Here is a 17,863-nt window from a genome sequence, read left to right as displayed (position 1 = left end):
ACACTCAAGTTTTACCAAAATGGCTAAAAATTTAGTAATTTTTGAAATATTTTATTGCTTTTTAAATCGATTTAAATAACATTGGTTTTACTTAGAGTATTTTTAATTGTGTGAAATTAGGGGTTGTATCTATGGCCAATGTTTTAACTGTTACTTTTAACCCAACGGTTGATGCAGCAAGCGAAGTTGATCGTGTTCAGCCAACCCATAAAGTACGCACCCGCGATGAAAGCTTCCATCCAGGCGGCGGCGGTATTAATGTGGCACGTGTTATTCATCGGCTTGGTGGTTCCGTAAAGGCTCTTTATGCACGCGGTGGTGTTATGGGCAGGGTTTTAGATCAGCTGTTAGAAAAACGTGGTGTAGATGCTCATATAATTGAAATCGCCAGTAATACACGTATCAATAATGTGATTTACGAAACATCGACTGGTATGGAGTATCGCTTCATCGCTGAAGGGCCTATTTTTACTGAAGATGACTGGAAGACGGTTGTTGAAGCGGTAAAATCTGCATCGTGGCACTGGCTTGTTGTTAGTGGTTCATTACCGCGCGGTGTGCCAATGGATGTTTATGATGAAATGATAGCTATTGCCCATCAACGGGGCGGTGAGATTGTTATTGATACATCTGGCCCTGCTTTGCGCCATGTACTTGATCTTGGAGGGCTGACGCTTATTAAGCCAAGTCAAGGAGAGTTTGAAAATGCTATGGGACGCGAGTTTCGCACTGTTGCGGATTTAGCTGAAGCAGCCCATAAGCTTGTATACCAAAAAAAGAGCCAGATTATTGCTGTTACTCTTGGGCATCAAGGCGCAGTTTTGGCAATGAATGATAAAACCCTTTATTTGCCATCTCCTCCAGTTAAAGTCATCAGCGCATCTGGGGCAGGGGATAGTTTTATTGGTGGTATGGTGCATGCGCTGGCGCATGGTCAATCAATCGAAGATGCCTTCCGTTTAGGGGTTGCTTGCGGTAGTGCCGCGGTGATGGAAAAGGGCACAGGCCTTTGCCAGCTTGAAAACATCGAAGAGCTTTTTCAATATCTTACTCCGAGCGATGGAGCTTTTTCCGTTTTACCAATTGATCCAGAATAGGCATTATATTGATAGGTAATGGTGGGATTTAATGAGTTTTTTAAGAATACTCACATTAGCAAGATCGAAATGTGCATTTAATTTAGGGTGATCTGTTGCATCCTTTAATATTGCGCGCCGCGTCAAATATGGCTCGTGTAATTGCCTATGATAACCTGCGCGCTAACTATTTTTCTAAATGCTAATCTGGTTCAGTATTATACAAGTCATGTAAAAACTCATCATCTGACGAATTTAATAAATATTGTTTTCCATTTTTTTCAAAAATTAGTTTAAATATACCTTTTTCTGGTGAATCCTCTATAAATTTAACACCATCAATGACACAAAATATTTCAAAAAAAGTGGTTTGAACAGCTTCTTTTATTATTGTATTAATTTTACTTCTATCTTCTTCAGACAATGAATTATAAAATTGAGACATCATAACATCTTTTTGAGATGGATAGCGTCCTGGTGGTGATTGCAAATTTTCTTTAACAATTTCAATGCTATCCGTTTCTATATATTTTTTCATTGCATCGATAAATTCTTCACTGGTCATTTATAGTTCCAATTTTATAGGGTTATAAAAGCTATGATGAGTAGTGTTATTTAAACTTATTAGTACTGAAATACTATGATGACAAGTTTCTAAAGGTTTATATAAATTCCTAACAGTTTGAGTTAAAAGAAGATTGGTTTAAACACCCCATGCCCTTTACTCTTTGGCCGTAATTACTAATTAAAACGCCTGTTGTGCTGGTTGCGTTATATTAATAAAGTTGCCAATTCCACGTGGTCATATTAATCGGCTAAAGCTTTAATTTCAGCCCATGGTATAGATCCACCAAATAGTCTTTTCGTAAATTGATCATCTTGATATTTTGGATAGCGTTTTAATATTCTCATCGCTAAGCTGCGATTTCTGATACTACGGTCATCACCGCGCTGAGTATATCCTGAAAGATGATTGATAGTACCGATAATATTACTCATTTTGACATCATCTAGAAGCCCGTGATCAACAAACCTCAATAATGTATTATATCCTGATGGATCCATAGCCAAACAATCAACTAAATTAGTTTGGCTCCCATCTTTTTGCCATATGTTTGCGCCAGCTTTTACAAGAATATCAACGCATTTATAATTTTGTGCAATAGCAACATCTAAAACCAGTGGGGTATTATTACTGTTTGTTTGTATATAATTGGGATCTCCACCATGTTTAAGATAGATTTTTATAAGTTCATTGATGAATATTAAATCTTCAGCTTCATCATCGCCACCACCCGGCATTCCTAAATAATTCATAAAATTCATCGGATGACGCTTTGATGGCCTATCGACCATAGTCACATCAGCACCATTACCAATCAGCATATCAATTGCTTGCACGTTGCGTTGCGACAAGGCATGGAAAAGCAAGGTTATTTCTTGGCCATAGCGTTGATTTATCGCTCCCTGCGGAAGTTTTGCTAAATCCCGTTCACTAATATCTCGCTGTCTTTCAATTTTTTGTGCCAAATGATAGGCATTGCGATCAAAATCACTAAATAAAAGATCCGATTGTGGTGTCGGTAACGAGGTTATATCATAATAAGTTTGATATCCCACAATAAGCAATAAAATGATTGCAGCACTTGATAGGATTGTTTCTAATATTGGATGTCTATTTTTCATTTAATAAACCTTTACAATATTAGACCTTTATCCATGTTTATCTGCAATTGTGTTTAATTATTGTGGAATTTTTTTGATAATTGAAGCCAAGCATTTGCTGCATCTGATAGATGGGCATTTTCACGCCATAGGATAACCATATGCCAAGCAATTGGGTGGTCTTCAATCTCAATGTGTTGGATGCCAGGGTAGGGACGGGCTTCCGCAATCATTTTAGGTAAAAAGCCAACCCCCATATCAGCGGCAACCAACCCAAAAATAAAATCTATCTGGCTAGATTTGGCTGATATTTTAGGCGCAATTCCAACTTCCTTGCAAGCATCTAAAACAATTGGCGTTAAGGCAAACTGGCTTTCAAATAAAATAAACGGATGAACCGCAAGCTCTGCCAATGATGCTTTTTTGCGCCCGGCTGCGGCACTATCCGACATTAAGGCAACCAAGGGCTCATTGCGTACTTCTTGGTAATTAAAACCTTTGGTCGTTGGTACCAAGGTTGCCGCAAGTTCTAAATCACCATGGCGCACCATTTCTTCCAATTTTTTGCCACCATGCTCAACGATTTCAATATCGATATTGGGGTGTTGCGCCGTATATTGTGCTAAAACAGGTGCAAATAACACCGAACTGCCAATCGGTGGCAGGCCAATGCGTAATAGCCCGCGCTTCATGCCTTTCATGTCTGCAACCTCGCGTAAAATAGCGTCCTCTTCTGCTAAAATTCGCAGTGCATGTTGGTAAACACGCTTACCAATTGCCGTAAGGCGAACACCGTTTTTACCTCTTTCAAGCAAGGTCACATCATAAAATGTTTCAAGCTGACTAATTGCCTTGCTGATGGTTGATTGAGTGGCATTCATGGCAAGGGCAGCAGCTGAAAAGCTGTTGAGCCGTACCACTTCAATCAAAGCTTTTAACGATCGTGTATGCATAGTATTCCATTTTCGAATAGTTTTGATGAAATCAATTCACTATGAGAATAGATAATAATGGTCTATATAAAAGGTCAAGGAGTTTTTACCATGAGCCGTCGTTTATTCATTCAGTCACGCTTTTTTATGCATCGCAGTTTAATTGCGCAGATGATGCTCATTGGTGCTTTTTGGCTGTTGGGTGAGGTGATTGCCCGTTATGCACATTTGCCTTTGCCTGGTGGTATCATTGGTCTTGGTCTTGTTTTAATAGCGTTAGGTTTTGGCTGGCTTAGTCTTTCAAGTATGAAGCGTGGTGCCAATTGGCTTTTAGCAGAAATGCTATTGTTTTTTGTGCCTGCAGTATTGGCATTGCTTGACCATAAGGAGTTTATTGGTTTTCTTGGTTTAAAAATTCTTTTGGTCATACTTGCAGGCACTTTGGTGGTGATGAGCGTCACAGCTTTGACCATTGATCTTTGTTATCGTTGGACGTTGCGCCATGAACGGCATTGATTTCTTTTATAATCCGCTTGTGCAAACCGTTTTTTGGTCATTGCTCACCATCGGCCTTTATTATGCCGCTAAGGCTTTTTATCGGCGCTTTACGTTTTGGTGGTTAACACCATTAGCAGTGACACCCTTATTAGTTATGATTTTTGTGGTGCTGCTAAAAGGTGATTACGCACATTATATAAGTTCAACTCATTGGTTAATGGCAATTTTAGGGCCAGTAACTGTTGCTTTTGCAATTCCTATTTGGCAACAAAGAAAGGTTATCCGAAAAAATTGGGTAATTCTAGCAATTGGTGTTTTTGCCGGTTCCACAACTGCTATGCTCACAGCCTATGGGTTAGCATCTATGTTGCAACTCGATGAATCTATGCGGCTAAGTCTCATGCCACGCTCGATGAGTACGCCTTTTGCAATGACCGTCTCAAGCGATATTGGTGGTATTCCAGATTTAACTGCAATTTTTGTGGTTCTAACGGGTGTATTTGGCGCAGCCCTTGGCGAATTGGTTATGAAGGTTTTGCCTTTGCGCAGCAAAATTGCGCGCGGCGCACTATTTGGTATGGGCGCGCATGGCGCAGGGGTAGCACGCGCCCACCAAATAGGCGTTGAAGAAGGATCAATCGCCGGCCTTGTGATGGTTTTGGTAGGCATTGTTAATGTGATGCTTGCTCCAGTGCTTGGATATGCATTGCATTGGATTTAAGATTTAGCCAATAAGCTGTTGGCTATTTACATCAATAAATATTCAAATTCGGTTCCAAAGCAAATCAACGTCTTATCTTTAGTTCTCTAGAGGTATAATGCTTGATTATTGAACCACTCATGCTAAAAATCTTCCTTGTGTGAAATATGAGGGAAAAGCATGAGCGAAGGCAAAAAGAAACCAAATAAAACAACACTTCTTCCCGACATTCTTTCTGACAAAATTTTAACAACGGGCTTAGATTATCTGCTGTAGTTGCACTGTTTATTGGGGTAACTTGCTGGGTGTATTATTTTTGCTATGAATGGCTTGCCATAAAATTGCATATTACTTTGGAGTGGGATAAGGCTACAATTATTCAAATTGCGATTGCTGTAACAGCTTTTTTCACCTTGGGTTTTACTGCTTGGCAAAGAATATTGAATACAAAGCAACAAGAAATCCAAATTGAGCAACTTAAACTCGGTAACCAGCAATTTCAAAATGCCACCGATAATTTGATTGAAACACAAAAAAACAATCTTGCAAAATTGCTGGTTGACGGAACTAAATTGTTGGGTACTGATACAACAGATGCCGAAAAAATGGCTGGAGTTATTTGTTTATCTTACATCATTGACGTTCCTGACACAAATAACGTTTTTGCATATCAGGCTGTCAAAGTGCTTAAATTGTTTGTCAATGAACGTGCACGGCAAAGCCCTGATGGTATGAATTGTAATGCCAATCCAATTGAATTTGAAGCACTTGATGTTATTGACAAGTACAATCAAAATAATGGGAGTGCAGTTGTTCTCCATGATGTAACAATTAAAAGCAATCAAATGCTTAATGGGCTTAAAATGTGGCCAAATACCAAGGGCATTATTTATGATAGTTATAAATTTAAAGAAACAGTTTTCGATGAAAAATACGTACCTTTTAGATGTAAAAATTGCGAATTTTTTAGATGCACATTTAACCAACAAAACAAATTTATACCAGTACATATTATGGTAAGTAAAACACATTATAATCCGATTACAGGCGAGTGATTCGATTATGGAGTAGAGTATTATCCTTATAAAAATGTTTTTAAAAATTGCCTTTTGGGGACTCCTACTTCTACTAGTCATGACTTTCGGATAGTAAGAACAGAAAATTTTTATAATCTCGATTTTGGTAATACTTGCTTTTTTAACGATGAAGCCCTCACCGACGCTATGATTAATAGTGGTTTTAAAAAATGGGGTATTCGGCCGCTCAGCGATCGCGATGTTGACGCCCCGCCACTCGTACCCCCTAGCGTTACATGAAAGATTATCCACCATCACATGGCCTCCTTTTTCACACGATCATCAACGCCGCTAAGTTTGCTCATAACCTCAAGCAAAAACATGATATTTCAGAGGTTGTGGGCAAGGTGGGGCAGGCTGGACTTTGTGCCAAAATCCCTACCATTCTAAAAGGCAAATTGATGCCGCAGGGTGGCAGCGTAAAACCGCCCCACGCGAAACCGCCAGCGGTTTGGTTGCGCCATTTATAGTTGCCATATTTTGTGCGCCAGAGGCTAAAACCTCTGCGATTTGCAGCAAGGGCTTTACCAGTAATAGGTCTTAGGCGGGGTTTAAAGGTATCATGCTTTGTGGCACTATTGGCTTGCGTGGCTCTCATTTTAAAAATCCCCACAGCTAAAAGCAGAAACTGGGGCATTTAGCGCGCCATCATGCGGCCTTGCTTTATATGAATTTTTCGAGTTTTGTTTTTGCAGTGCGGCGCATAAAACATCTTTGGCCCTTTGCCTTACCAAGCGCATAGTTTTAAAAAAGTTTTGGCGCAAAGCGGCATGACTTTTTCTGCTGCAATGATGTTCGGGCTTGCCAAGCAGTTTTTGGCGCAAGCTGCTGTTGGTGAAGGGTTAAAAAAATGCGCAGCCGCACCTTCATCAGGCCAAACACACCCCAATCAATCAACTGGCCTTGCGCTGCTAACGCTGGCGCAACTGTTATGCAACTAAAAGCGTTTCTTGGCTGGCAAGCTGATGCCATAGTTTTTATATACAAAATTGGAAGGTAGGAAAAAGCTTGCAACAGAAAATTTTAACAAGCAAAGCAGCAATAAAAATTAACATATTATGCCCAGACAGTTTTAAAACTGGCTAGTGCTTTTCATAAAATTAATATGTTACAAAGAAATTTTATTCAAATGGTGGGCGTGACAGGGATTGAACCTGTGACCCCTACAATGTCAATGTAGTGCTCTCCCGCTGAGCTACACGCCCATTTGATGTCGCGTCATAGACCATATTAGTGTCTTACAGTCAATGGCATTTTTTGCAAAATGAGTTTATTTTTAAAATATTTTGTAATTGTGGATAAAGTTGCACAGTGTTTGGGTTCTTGGTGTTTAGGTTCTTGGTGTTGGTTTTTTTGTTTTTTAATTGTGTAGTCGATATCTTGGTGGGAATACGTATTTAAAAAGAACGGTAAATATTCATTCACATTCTTTTTAAATGTTTTAAACACATAAAAAGCCATGCAAGGTTTTGCATGGCTTTTTATTTTGCATATTTGTTATTTAAAAATCGCTATTTTTACGCCGCGATTAGCATTTTTTGCACTTCGCTTACCAATTCACGTAAATGAAAGGGTTTGGACAAAATACGCGCATCACTTGGTGCTTGCGAATCTGCATTAAGCGCGACTGCGGCAAAGCCAGTAATAAACATGACTTTAAGATCTGGATCAATCTCGGTTGCACGGCGTGCAAGTTCAATACCATCCATTTCAGGCATGACAATATCGGTTAAAAGTAGCTCAAACGGCTCTTCCTGTAAACGCTCATAAGCGCTAACACCATTGTCAAAATCGGTTACTTCATAACCTGCCCGTTCTAGCGCTTTGGCTAAAAAGCGGCGCATATCATTATCGTCTTCAGCAAGAAGAATACGTTTCATCGACCTATCCAAATTTTAATTAAAGCCGTTATTTAAGGTGTGACCCTATTTGAGAATCGATAATAGCAAGTCTTGGTAAAAAGGAAATAAAGAGATTTAATCCTCTTCATTCTTGGTTAATACTAACAGGCTGTTATTTTAACCAGGCGTGCCTTACTTGCTTTTTAGGGGCATTCTAATAAGGGCAAGATTTGTCATGGTTAAATAAATATCGGCTTCTTTTTCCTTGTAAATCTTATAAGCCTAACATAAAATTATATCTATCATTTTTTTAATAATGAAAAAAATAGCTGTTAAAAAATCCTTTTTATTTCAATCTATTGGTTTCATTTATTAAAGTAGTTTTATGGAAGCTGTGGCTAAGGGCAATAGATTTTGGAGCGAGTAACGCGTGATTGATTTGTTCCTTCAAGCTTATTGATAAAAGATATTGCTTGGGTAGTGCCTGATGTCATTGCATGCAAATGTTGAAAAATTGCGTATTAATAAATGGCACTTAATTTTGTAATTTAAATTTGGTAATGTGGGATAGCAGATAAATGGTTGCAAATATTGATTTTGGCGGGCAACTTCCCTTTCGGATTATGCGTCCGCATAACCAAACTGTTGCCTTTTTATTTAATTCCCCCCATTCGGGGCGGCAATATCCTGCGTCATTTTTGCAAATGACCCGTCTTAATGATTTTGATATCCGGTTATCTGAAGATCGTTATGTTGATTTAATTTTTGGTACTGTGCCGCAATTTGGTGCACCGCTTATGTTAGCTGATTTTCCGCGTGCCTATCTTGATGTGAATAGAGAACCTTTTGAGCTTGATCATCAAATGTTTGAAGAGGCTTTGCCAAGTTTTGTGCCAAAACCTTCTCCGCGTGTTTTAGCCGGGCTTGGCAGTGTTCCTAAAATTGTCGCCCAGGGTAAAAATATCTATGCTGGACGTATTTCAGTCAAAACTGCTTTAAATCGTATTGAGCAGGTTTATCATCCCTATCACACTTGTCTTGATTTTGAATTGCAAAAGATTAAAGCGCAATTTGGCTATGCAGTTTTGATAGATTGCCATTCAATGCCGGGGCAATTGAAGTTTTTTCAAGGAACGCGCCAGCCAGATTTTGTTCTTGGTGATGTTTATGGTCGTTCCTGCGCTTCACAGCTTAGTCGCTTTGCCGCGCAGCTATTAAGTGAAATGGGCTATTATGTCCAATGTAATCAGCCTTATGCTGGAGGCTTTATCACCATGAATTATGGGCGGCCTTTGCATATGTTCCATGCTTTACAAATTGAAATCAATCGCGATCTTTATCTTGATTCAGAAACTTTAGAGCCTAATAGTGGTTTTGATGCTTTAAAGAAAAATATGTCATTTTTTGTAGAGCAAATGGTACAATTGTCACACAGTGCCTTTATCTTGCAGCAAGATGCAGCAGAGTAGTACTCATTCTTTTTAATTTTAGGCTGGTTAATTAAAATATATTTTGAATTATGGACAGCTATAAAATAAAAGGACCGCATACTTAAAAAGCATGCGGCCAAGTTTATCTAGGTAGCAATGAAACATTGCTTAACCAAGAATTAAAATAATTTGGCCGTGAGGTCAATGCAATTTGACCAAAAAAATGACACAAAATACTAATCGATTAAAAAAATATTCTAATTTTACGTAAATAAGGCGTGTAGGGGACTGATTATGTCGGCATTTTATGATGAAACTTTTTTTTGTAAGTTAAATGAGATAGCTGCGAGTCAGTCCTTACCGCTTTTTCGACAAGCCTTGACCGTAAGCAATAAAGAAGTTGATGGTTTTGATCCAGTCACAATGGCAGATCAGCAGACTGAAGCCGCATTGCGAGCATTTTTACAGCAAAATCGACCGCAAGACGGTATTTTGGGTGAAGAGGGGGGCATTGAAGGTGGAGAGCGTGAATTTGTTTGGGTGATTGATCCCATCGATGGCACAAGGGCTTTTATTTCAGGTTTGCCGGTTTGGGGTACGCTTGTTGGATTATTGCATAAGGGTGACGCCATTGCTGGCATGATGGCCCAACCATTCACAGGTGAGTTGTTCTTTGCCAATGATGAGGGAAGTTTTTTACATCATAATGGCTCAACCCAGACGATAAAATGTCGTGATACCACTCACATTGAAGATGCAACGCTTTTTTCAACCGCGCCGCAATTATTAAAAGGTAAGGAGGGGGAGGCTTTTGCATGTTTAGAACAAAAGGCTCAATTAACCCGTTTTGGTACCGATTGTTATGCTTTTGCTATGTTGGCTGCTGGTTTTGTTGATCTCGTGGTAGAGGTTGGATTAAAACCTTATGATATTGTTGCACTTATTCCAATTGTTGAAAAAGCTGGTGGGGTGATTAGCCGTTGGGATGGCGGTAAAGCAGAGGAAGCAGGTAACATAGTTGCGGCGGCCACGCCACAATTGCATGAAAAAGCAATGGAAATTTTAGCCAAAGCTATTTAATTGCGGAAATGGTTTAAAAAAACAATATAGCTTACCGTGCCGGAATTTTTAGCATTGCGTCAGCACTATCAATCGAATTGGTGGTAGCAATGTTATTATACCATTCATTCTTTTGCTTAAAATTAGGCATAAAGGATGAACCTGGTATAAAGGCTGAAAATCCTTGCCAGAATTGCCTTGTAAATTTGTCTTTACTTGCCAAAATATCGTGGGGCGCACCACGCAAATCAATCACTTGTGCCATTCGTAATCTAGAAACAAACTCACGATTTTTCGGCGAACTGCTAAAATTATCTTGATTGGGTTGATAGACAAGGGTCGGAATAGTCATATTGTCGATATAATGGCTTGAACCAATATAGCCTATTGCATCAAGCATGGTAGAATACCAACCAAGGCTTGGATAAGCGCTTTTATTGTTATGTATTATAGCGGTGCTATCTTTATTATTTGCGCTTGTTGGAAAGTTATCTGTAGATATTAACGGGCTTTTCGTTCTGATGCGCCCCAATCCACTATCGCTTAATATGCGGCAAAATTTATGAAAAAAACCATTATTGCTATGATTGCCCGGTGTTAGTGGTGGAGAAACTAGAATTTGTCGTCTGATTTTAGTAGCAAACAAATCATGCGCCGTAAGCGCAATGATTGCTCCCATATCGTCAGCTAGAATATAGTAAGGAGCTGGCAAACTCTCTAAAATTACTCTGTTAAATAATATATCAAGGTCGTCAATAAATTTGCGATAATCCTTGACATGGCCGCCCCATTTGTCGCCGCGCAATTTATCTGATTTTCCTTGGCCAACAAAGTCAGGGCAGATAGTAAAAAAGCCGCGCACTGCCAATTTGTGAATTGTTGATTGATAATCTTCGGCCTGTTTGCCATAGTCCTGTAAAAGCAAGATTGTACCATTGGGCGCGCTGCTTTGTGGCTTGGAGATGATATAACGCATTGATAGGTTTTTGCGCACCATTATATAGTCTGTTTTACTATCAATTGTCGATATTGTTTCAATCATTATCAATCACATTGCTTAAGGTTTTAATGAGCATCCAAGGCGGCTATGGCTTTAAAATTTTCTTTAAATAGATTAAACTGCTTTGGCTATTAAATGGTTAAAATAATTTTATTTATAAATCTTGAAAAATAATATTTCTCTACCCACATGGTAAATGTAACCGCCACTATTGGGGTTGCGTGCAAATTAAAATCGCCCATTGCGGGATTTTATTCTTGCAAATTCATGTTGCTCTAAAGGAGGGCATAATTATGCGTCAAGTAGATTTTACACCATTATATCGGTCAACTGTTGGTTTCGATCGTTTATTTAATATGTTTGATACACTTTCTCAGCCAGAAGGTGCACAAAGCTATCCGCCTTATAATATTGAACGTTTAGGCGAGAGTTCTTATCGTATTTCGATGGCTGTTGCTGGCTTTTCGGTAGATGAATTAGAAATTGAAGCTCATCGCAATCAATTGACTATAAAAGCTAATAAATCATCTCAACAAAGTGATGATAATCAAAGCGAATTTCTCTATCGTGGCATAGCTACACGGGCTTTTGAGCGCCGCTTCCAGCTTGCCGACCATGTAGAAGTAGTCGGTGCAGAATTAAAGAACGGCCTATTGCATATTGAGCTCAAGCGCGAAGTGCCTGAAGAAATGAAGCCGCGCCGCATCAACGTCAATGTTGCGAATAATAATGCCACTAGTGTTGAAACATCATCAAAAGTGATTGAAGTTGAGGCAGCTGAATAATATTAGCTTTAATTAAAATTTAGTTGCTATAGCAAGATAATGAAAAGGTTGCAGATTTTGTCTGCAACCTTTTTTTAACTTGAGGATAAATATCACGCTGACATAAAAAGCAGACTTATTTTATTCTAGAGCGTTTTCCGAAAAGTGTGAAGCGGTTTTCGGACAAAAAACGCGGTGTAAACAATGGATTAGAGCGCCGATCTGATCCAATCAGATCGAAATGCGCTCTAAGTCGGCTTTTAGAATTTTTACTTGCTAAATTATTCGACGGTTACAGCCTTTGCAAGGTTGCGTGGCTGGTCAACATCCGTGCCCAATAATAAAGCAGTATGATATGCAATGAGCTGTATTGGTACCGCATAGACCAGCGGTGCAATTAAATCTGGTACCTCAGGCATAACCAAGGTTGCCAAGGTTTTCATATTGGCGGCTTCTTTGCCTTTTTGATCGGTTATGAGGATAATTCGCCCACCACGTGCTGCAACTTCCTGCATGTTGGAAACCGTTTTTTCAAACCAACGATCATAAGGCGCAACAACGATTACCGGCATGGTTTCATCAATCAAGGCGATTGGCCCATGTTTTAATTCACCAGCAGCATAACCTTCAGCGTGAATATATGATAATTCTTTAAGCTTTAATGCGCCTTCTAAGGCTATAGGATATGATGTACCGCGGCCAAGATAAAGCACGTGCTTAACGCTCATCAATTCAGTGCAAATGGCTTCAACTGATTTTTCAAGCTTCAAAGCTTGGTTGATAAAACGCGGAGTTTCCGCCAATATTTTTACGAGCTCTTGTTCTTTTTTTGCATCAATAACACCGCGTTCAACGCCTGCATTAATTGCTAATGCAGCAAGGGCTGCTAATTGGCAGGTAAAGGCTTTAGTCGATGCAACACCAATTTCCGCGCCAGCTAATGTTGGAAAAACTCTATCTGCTTCACGTGCCATGGTTGAATGGGCAACATTTACCACCGCGCCCGTTGCTATATTTTGCTGGCGGCAATAGCGAAGACAAGCCAAAGTATCAGCCGTTTCCCCCGATTGTGAAACAAAAAGCGCCAAAGTATTTGGATCAAGCGGCGGTTCGCGATAGCGAAATTCTGATGCAATATCATTGTCTATTGGAAGACGCGCAAGATTTTCAAACCAATATTTGGCGACAAGGGTTGAATAAAACGCGGTGCCGCAGCTTGCGAAGGATAAGCGGCTAATTTTTTTCCAGTCAATACCTTCAAGCGTGCGTATTTTGCCTTTTGCTAGGTCAAGATAATTGGCAAGCGTATGGGAAATGACTTCTGGTTGCTCGAACATTTCTTTGCGCATGAAATGGCGATGATTGCCTTTTGAGACAAGGAATGAAGCACCTGTCGCACGGGTTTCTGTACGCTCTACCTCATTGCCTTCGCCATCATAAATCTTAACGCTATCATGGGTAAGAACAGCAAAGTCGCCATCTTCCAAATAGCTAATGCGATCGGTAAATGGCGCAAGGGCAATAGCATCCGAGCCAACATACATCTCGCCATCGCCATAGCCAATGGCAAGAGGGGGGCCTTGGCGCGCAGCTATCATTAAATTGTCTTCACCTTTAAAAATGAAGGCAAGTGCAAAGGCACCGTTAAGGCGCTTTAATGCTTTTTCAACTGCATCTTTTGGAGTGTTGCCAGCTTTAAGCAATTCTTCTACAAGATAGGCGACGGTTTCAGTATCGGTTTCAGTTTTAAATTCATAACCTTTTGCTGATAGCTCTGCCTTTAATTCTGAAAAATTTTCAATAATGCCATTATGCACAACGGCAACTTGTTCTGTCATATGCGGATGAGCATTTTTTTCTACCGGCATGCCATGGGTTGCCCACCTCGTGTGGCCAATACCTGTTGTGCCAGCAAGCGGATGCGATTTTGACTTTTCTTCAAGATTGACGAGCTTTCCCTCGGCGCGCATGCGTTTTAGAATGCCGTTTTCAAGGGTTGCAACGCCAGCTGAGTCATATCCCCGGTATTCAAGCCGCTTTAAACCATCAATTAATAATGGTGCAACCGGTCTTGTTCCAAGAATACCAATAATGCCGCACATAAATAGCTCCGTTAATTTAAAAGTCTGTTCTATATGTATTAGAACAATTGTCCAATACAATAGTTAATAAGCCAAGAATAATCATTAAAAAATGCGATTTCAATTCTTGTCGTGATTGAGCTTGGCTTTAATCATGCAAAATTGGCTGTAATCATGCAAATGGTACTGCCGTTGTGCCGGGGGGAAGTTTTGCTTCTTCCTCTGGCTCAACATGGATGACAACTTTACTGTTTTGAATTTCACGATGTAAAGCATCTTCAATACGATCACAAATTTTGTGAGATTCTCCTACAGTCATGGCAGCAGGTACAACCAAATGAAACTCGATAAATGTTAATTGGCCAGCAAGGCGCGTGCGTAAATCATGAGCTTCAATTGCACCATCGGCATTGGCTGATACAATGTCGCGTATGCGCATGGTTTCTTCAAGCTCCACACCAACATCCATTAATCCTTGTACCGAATTATTGATAACTTTCCAACCTTGCCAAAGAATATTTACTGCAACAATAATGGCCAATAACGGATCGAGAATATGCCAACCTGTAATAATCGCTGCTAAAAGACCAATTAAAACACCAACAGATGTGTAAACATCGGTCATTAAATGGTGTCCATCAGCAAGAAGTGCTGGCGAGCGTAGGCGGTTACCAACACGTATCAATAATACCGCCCATACGCAATTGACAACACTGGCAACAAAATTAATAGCAAGACCTAAGGTGGGAGTTTCAATGGCTGGCGGTTCTTTGAGTGCTCCCCAAGCTTCGTTGATAATCAATAATGCGGCGATAATAATTAAAACACCTTCAAGCACTGCAGAAAAATATTCGGCCTTATGGTGCCCAAATGGATGATTGTGATCTGCTGGCTTATGGCTGATGCGGATAGCAAACCAAGCGACGAGTGCTGCAATAACATTAACGATAGATTCAATGGCGTCGGAATAAAGGGCGACCGATCCCGTTACATAATAAGCAAGATATTTAAGCCCTAATACAGCAAGAGATACAGGGATGGACATAATAGCCATCCGATTAATAAGTTTCATATTGCCAGCCATTTAAATTGCATCCTGCTTTTATAAAAAATTTGTTCAATCCAATATCACCCGTTTATTACCAAATTTTAAAATGGTATCTAACCACTCTCTATTTGTTTAAAGCTTGGGTCATATCAATAAAAGCTATTTTACATAAGACAATGTAAAATAGCTTTTATTTGAGTGTTTTCTATTATTTTAGCTAAAATTCATTTTAGCTATTTCTTCATATGCCGTTATAAAATTTCGCGTTTTTTAGGAAGTTGGGCAATGACGTTTTCAATCATCCGCAAACCTGCATCCCCCCCAAGCGACATAATTGATTCAGGGTGAAATTGTACTGCAGCGATGGGTTCGCTTTTATGCTCAATTCCCATGATAATCCCATCATTTGTTTCTGCTGTGATTATAAAGTCGTTTGGTAACGTGGCTTTATCTGCATATAGCGAATGATAGCGACCAATGGTAATTTCTTCCGGAAGGCCAGCAAAAACAGTTCCTGCCTCAAGAGTTTTAATGCGCGATGGTTTACCATGAACGGGTATGGGCAATTGCTTCAAGCTGCCGCCATAGGCTTCAGTAATCGCTTGTAGCCCAAGGCAAACACCAAAAATTGGCAAATTACGGTTGCGTGCACGGCGAATTGTTGCAGCGCAATCGAAATCTTTTGGATTACCAGGGCCAGGTGATAAAACCACAAGATCTGGAGATAGTTCTTCAAGCATTTCACTGCTAATTGGGCTACGCAATGTTGTGACATGGGCGCCCGTTTGGCGAAAATAATTAGCAAGCGTATGCACAAATGAATCTTCGTGATCGACCAGTAAAACCGAAACACCTTCACCGATTTTTTGGGCACGATGGGCAATATTATCATTATGGCTTTGGGTTGCACCGCGAATAGCTGCTATCATTGCCGAAGCTTTAAGCTCTGTTTCTGCTTCTTCTTCTTCAGGATTGGAATCAAAAAGCAAAGTTGCGCCAGCGCGAACTGCGGCAATGCCATCCTTAATCCGCACCGTGCGTAGGGTAAGGCCAGTATTCATGTTACCATTAAAATGCACCATGCCAATGGCGCCGCCATACCAAACGCGCGAACTCATTTCATGTTCTTCAATAAAACGCATAGCCCATAATTTCGGCGCGCCTGTTACTGTCACTGCCCATGCATGAGAAAGAAAAGCGTCAAAGGCGTCCATATCATCGCGCAAACGCCCTTCAATATGGTCAACCGTATGGATAAGGCGTGAATACATCTCTATCTGACGGCGGCCAATAACCCGAACGGAACCCGGCTCGCAAACGCGGCTTTTATCATTGCGATCCACATCAGAACACATGGTAAGCTCTGACTCATCTTTTTTAGAATTGAGTAGTTTTAATATTTGTTCTGAATCGGCAATTGCATCTTCTCCGCGTTTGATAGTGCCTGATATAGGGCAGGTCTCAACGCGGCGAGCATTCACCCGTACAAACATTTCAGGCGAAGCACCAACAAGGTATTCTTGCTCACCTAAATTGATGAAGAATGAATAGGGGGAAGGATTGGTCTTTTTTAAGCGTCGTGAAATTGCAGATGGCGAATCCTTGCAAGGCTCATAAAACGTTTGTCCTGGCACAACTTCAAATAAATCACCACAGGCAAAACTTTTCTTTGCTTCACGCACAAGATCAGCATAAGCACCGCGATTATGGTCGCTGCGCGGTGGAGTAGTTGTGGAAACTTTAAAATCTTGGCCTTGGCTATCATTTTCAACGCCACGTGTGGAAAGGGAGGACGTAGAAAAATCATAGCGATCAATCCAAGCTTTTGCGGCATGGTGATCAACAATTAAAATACTATCAGGCAAATAAAGCACAAGATCGCGTTGATCTTTCTCACGCTCTATCTTGAAATCAATAGCCTCGAATTGAAATGCCAGGTCATAACCAAATGCACCAAATAAGCCCAAATTTTCATCGGCATCAGAATGAAAAATTTTAACAATTTCACGCAAAACCGTAAATACCGAAGGTTGTCTTGACCGTTCTTCTTCCGTATAGCGCCGTGTTGGTTGTTTTATATATAGGCTTAGCTTTTCCGCACTTATTGATGTGATTTCAATATCGCTCAGTGCTTCAATATTAGGTCGGATCATTGCCAAGATAATAACACCGCGGCTATTGAGTGCCGCAATTGATAAATTACGTCCTGATGATGTGACGCTTAATGGCGGATCAATAATGCCAGTGTCCCAACGCGTGTAACGCCCTGGATATTCATAGTTTGAAGAAAATAAAGCACCAAGACGGCTATCAAGAGCATCAACCATTTTATCGGTTGCACCTTCATAGGCGATAAAATCACGATGACGCGTAATATCTATGCCACCATCTGTGGTATATTTAAAAGATGTATTTTCCAAAATTAATCCGTCCTTCATCATTGGACATTCTCCCGTTGTGTCACAAGAATAGACCAAACGGAAAATTAAAAAGGCCGCTCGGTTATCCGTTGCGGCCTCGCACCTAAAAAATGCACATGCGAAAAACGACCGCTATAAGCAGGCCCACCACCAAATATTAAAAATGCGTGTTTGTTTTTGACATGTTTTCATGGAAATCTATTTAACCGCAAAATTAAAATTATGCAATGAGATTTTCATTTAATCTGTAGCGTCACCTATTTTGCGATATTT

17 protein-coding genes and 1 tRNA gene are annotated in these 17,863 nt (G+C 40.1%); 8 read left to right on the top strand and 10 right to left on the bottom strand.

The genetic code is table 11. From position 1 onward, the window contains the following. Positions 1 to 131 precede the first annotated feature (131 nt). Positions 132 to 1,097: a 1-phosphofructokinase family hexose kinase gene (locus N5852_RS09125; protein WP_262097492.1), complete on the top strand. Its 966-nt coding sequence runs from the start codon at positions 132 to 134 to the stop codon at positions 1,095 to 1,097. A 181-nt stretch (positions 1,098 to 1,278) separates the two neighbouring features. Here the strand turns inward: N5852_RS09125 and N5852_RS09120 are convergent, their stop codons facing one another. The 3 genes from N5852_RS09120 to N5852_RS09110 form a co-directional block, all read right to left on the bottom strand. Beyond that, a complete protein-coding gene (locus tag N5852_RS09120) occupies positions 1,279 to 1,641 on the bottom strand; it encodes a hypothetical protein (protein ID WP_262097491.1) in 363 nt (120 codons plus the stop codon). Positions 1,642 to 1,883: 242 nt separating this feature from the next. Further along, positions 1,884 to 2,762, bottom strand: a complete 879-nt coding sequence (locus N5852_RS09115; RefSeq protein WP_262097490.1) for an ankyrin repeat domain-containing protein — start codon at positions 2,760 to 2,762, stop codon at positions 1,884 to 1,886. A gap of 53 nt (positions 2,763 to 2,815) precedes the next feature. After that, positions 2,816 to 3,694: a LysR family transcriptional regulator gene (locus tag N5852_RS09110; protein ID WP_262097489.1), complete on the bottom strand. Its 879-nt coding sequence runs from the start codon at positions 3,692 to 3,694 to the stop codon at positions 2,816 to 2,818. Positions 3,695 to 3,784: 90 nt separating this feature from the next. Between N5852_RS09110 and N5852_RS09105 the strand changes: the two genes are divergently transcribed. The 3 genes from N5852_RS09105 (at position 3,785) to N5852_RS09095 (ending at position 5,926) form a co-directional block, all read left to right on the top strand. Then, on the top strand, positions 3,785 to 4,189 hold the full coding sequence (locus tag N5852_RS09105; RefSeq protein WP_262097488.1) for a CidA/LrgA family protein: 405 nt from the start codon (positions 3,785 to 3,787) through the stop codon (positions 4,187 to 4,189). Beyond that, the gene (locus N5852_RS09100) at positions 4,176 to 4,892 is read left to right on the top strand and encodes an LrgB family protein (protein WP_262097487.1); all 717 of its coding nucleotides are present in this window, start codon (positions 4,176 to 4,178) and stop codon (positions 4,890 to 4,892) included. Before N5852_RS09105 ends, N5852_RS09100 begins: the two co-directional genes overlap by 14 nt. A 284-nt stretch (positions 4,893 to 5,176) precedes the next feature. After that, on the top strand, positions 5,177 to 5,926 hold the full coding sequence (locus N5852_RS09095) for a hypothetical protein (protein WP_262097486.1): 750 nt from the start codon (positions 5,177 to 5,179) through the stop codon (positions 5,924 to 5,926). A gap of 399 nt (positions 5,927 to 6,325) precedes the next feature. Here N5852_RS09095 and N5852_RS09090 read toward each other — a convergent pair whose 3' ends face one another. Beyond that, positions 6,326 to 6,466: a hypothetical protein gene (locus N5852_RS09090; protein WP_262097485.1), complete on the bottom strand. Its 141-nt coding sequence runs from the start codon at positions 6,464 to 6,466 to the stop codon at positions 6,326 to 6,328. Positions 6,467 to 6,717: 251 nt separating this feature from the next. Here N5852_RS09090 and N5852_RS09085 point away from each other — a divergent pair, with 251 nt between their 5' ends. Further along, positions 6,718 to 6,888, top strand: coding sequence for a hypothetical protein (locus N5852_RS09085; RefSeq protein ID WP_262097484.1), 171 nt, complete (start codon positions 6,718 to 6,720; stop codon positions 6,886 to 6,888). 189 nt (positions 6,889 to 7,077) lie between these two features. On the opposite strand, the gene N5852_RS09080 is transcribed toward N5852_RS09085, so the two are convergent. Both N5852_RS09080 and cpdR read right to left on the bottom strand, forming a co-directional pair. Next, a tRNA-Val gene (locus tag N5852_RS09080) sits at positions 7,078 to 7,152 on the bottom strand. Between the two features lie 312 nt (positions 7,153 to 7,464). After that, complete coding sequence (cpdR, locus tag N5852_RS09075; protein ID WP_182419160.1) at positions 7,465 to 7,827, bottom strand: cell cycle two-component system response regulator CpdR; 363 nt, start codon at positions 7,825 to 7,827, stop codon at positions 7,465 to 7,467. Positions 7,828 to 8,366: 539 nt separating this feature from the next. Between cpdR and N5852_RS09070 the strand changes: the two genes are divergently transcribed. Both N5852_RS09070 and hisN read left to right on the top strand, forming a co-directional pair. After that, positions 8,367 to 9,257 (top strand): N-formylglutamate amidohydrolase, encoded by an 891-nt coding sequence (locus N5852_RS09070; RefSeq protein ID WP_262097483.1) that lies wholly within the window; start codon positions 8,367 to 8,369, stop codon positions 9,255 to 9,257. Positions 9,258 to 9,512: 255 nt separating this feature from the next. After that, a complete protein-coding gene (gene hisN, locus N5852_RS09065; protein WP_262097482.1) occupies positions 9,513 to 10,298 on the top strand; it encodes a histidinol-phosphatase in 786 nt (261 codons plus the stop codon). Between the two features lie 31 nt (positions 10,299 to 10,329). Here the strand turns inward: hisN and N5852_RS09060 are convergent, their stop codons facing one another. Beyond that, entirely contained in the window at positions 10,330 to 11,319 is a 990-nt protein-coding gene (locus N5852_RS09060) for an alpha/beta fold hydrolase (RefSeq protein ID WP_262097481.1), read from the bottom strand. Between the two features lie 251 nt (positions 11,320 to 11,570). Between N5852_RS09060 and N5852_RS09055 the strand changes: the two genes are divergently transcribed. Beyond that, on the top strand, positions 11,571 to 12,062 hold the full coding sequence (locus N5852_RS09055) for an Hsp20 family protein (RefSeq protein WP_262097480.1): 492 nt from the start codon (positions 11,571 to 11,573) through the stop codon (positions 12,060 to 12,062). Positions 12,063 to 12,322: 260 nt separating this feature from the next. Here N5852_RS09055 and glmS read toward each other — a convergent pair whose 3' ends face one another. From glmS to N5852_RS09040, 3 genes are all read right to left on the bottom strand, one after another. After that, positions 12,323 to 14,143, bottom strand: coding sequence for a glutamine--fructose-6-phosphate transaminase (isomerizing) (gene glmS, locus N5852_RS09050; RefSeq protein WP_262097479.1), 1,821 nt, complete (start codon positions 14,141 to 14,143; stop codon positions 12,323 to 12,325). Positions 14,144 to 14,294: 151 nt separating this feature from the next. Continuing rightward, positions 14,295 to 15,194, bottom strand: coding sequence for a cation diffusion facilitator family transporter (locus tag N5852_RS09045; protein ID WP_410004259.1), 900 nt, complete (start codon positions 15,192 to 15,194; stop codon positions 14,295 to 14,297). A gap of 227 nt (positions 15,195 to 15,421) precedes the next feature. Next, positions 15,422 to 17,608 carry an anthranilate synthase gene (locus tag N5852_RS09040; RefSeq protein ID WP_262099737.1) on the bottom strand — a complete coding sequence of 729 codons (2,187 nt, stop codon included), beginning with the start codon at positions 17,606 to 17,608 and terminating at the stop codon, positions 15,422 to 15,424. Between the last annotated feature and the right edge of the window lie 255 nt (positions 17,609 to 17,863).

Origin of the sequence: Bartonella sp. HY328, from assembly GCF_025449335.1 — a bacterium.
In the GTDB taxonomy this organism is placed as follows: Bacteria; Pseudomonadota; Alphaproteobacteria; order Rhizobiales; family Rhizobiaceae; genus HY038.
Note: the sequence above shows the minus strand (reverse complement) of the source record. Positions and strands in the feature narration are given on the sequence as shown.

Coding starts and splice junctions, on each gene's coding strand:
- glmS (WP_262097479.1), bottom strand. CDS start 14,143: ATGTGCGGCATTATTGGTATTCTTGGAACAAGACCGGTTGCACCATTA.
- N5852_RS09100 (WP_262097487.1), top strand. CDS start 4,176: ATGAACGGCATTGATTTCTTTTATAATCCGCTTGTGCAAACCGTTTTT.
- N5852_RS09120 (WP_262097491.1), bottom strand. CDS start 1,641: ATGACCAGTGAAGAATTTATCGATGCAATGAAAAAATATATAGAAACG.
- N5852_RS09055 (WP_262097480.1), top strand. CDS start 11,571: ATGCGTCAAGTAGATTTTACACCATTATATCGGTCAACTGTTGGTTTC.
- N5852_RS09045 (WP_410004259.1), bottom strand. CDS start 15,194: ATGAAACTTATTAATCGGATGGCTATTATGTCCATCCCTGTATCTCTT.
- N5852_RS09115 (WP_262097490.1), bottom strand. CDS start 2,762: ATGAAAAATAGACATCCAATATTAGAAACAATCCTATCAAGTGCTGCA.
- N5852_RS09070 (WP_262097483.1), top strand. CDS start 8,367: ATGGTTGCAAATATTGATTTTGGCGGGCAACTTCCCTTTCGGATTATG.
- N5852_RS09105 (WP_262097488.1), top strand. CDS start 3,785: ATGAGCCGTCGTTTATTCATTCAGTCACGCTTTTTTATGCATCGCAGT.
- N5852_RS09085 (WP_262097484.1), top strand. CDS start 6,718: ATGACTTTTTCTGCTGCAATGATGTTCGGGCTTGCCAAGCAGTTTTTG.
- N5852_RS09040 (WP_262099737.1), bottom strand. CDS start 17,608: ATGAAGGACGGATTAATTTTGGAAAATACATCTTTTAAATATACCACA.
- N5852_RS09125 (WP_262097492.1), top strand. CDS start 132: ATGGCCAATGTTTTAACTGTTACTTTTAACCCAACGGTTGATGCAGCA.
- hisN (WP_262097482.1), top strand. CDS start 9,513: ATGTCGGCATTTTATGATGAAACTTTTTTTTGTAAGTTAAATGAGATA.
- cpdR (WP_182419160.1), bottom strand. CDS start 7,827: ATGAAACGTATTCTTCTTGCTGAAGACGATAATGATATGCGCCGCTTT.
- N5852_RS09060 (WP_262097481.1), bottom strand. CDS start 11,319: ATGATTGAAACAATATCGACAATTGATAGTAAAACAGACTATATAATG.
- N5852_RS09110 (WP_262097489.1), bottom strand. CDS start 3,694: ATGCATACACGATCGTTAAAAGCTTTGATTGAAGTGGTACGGCTCAAC.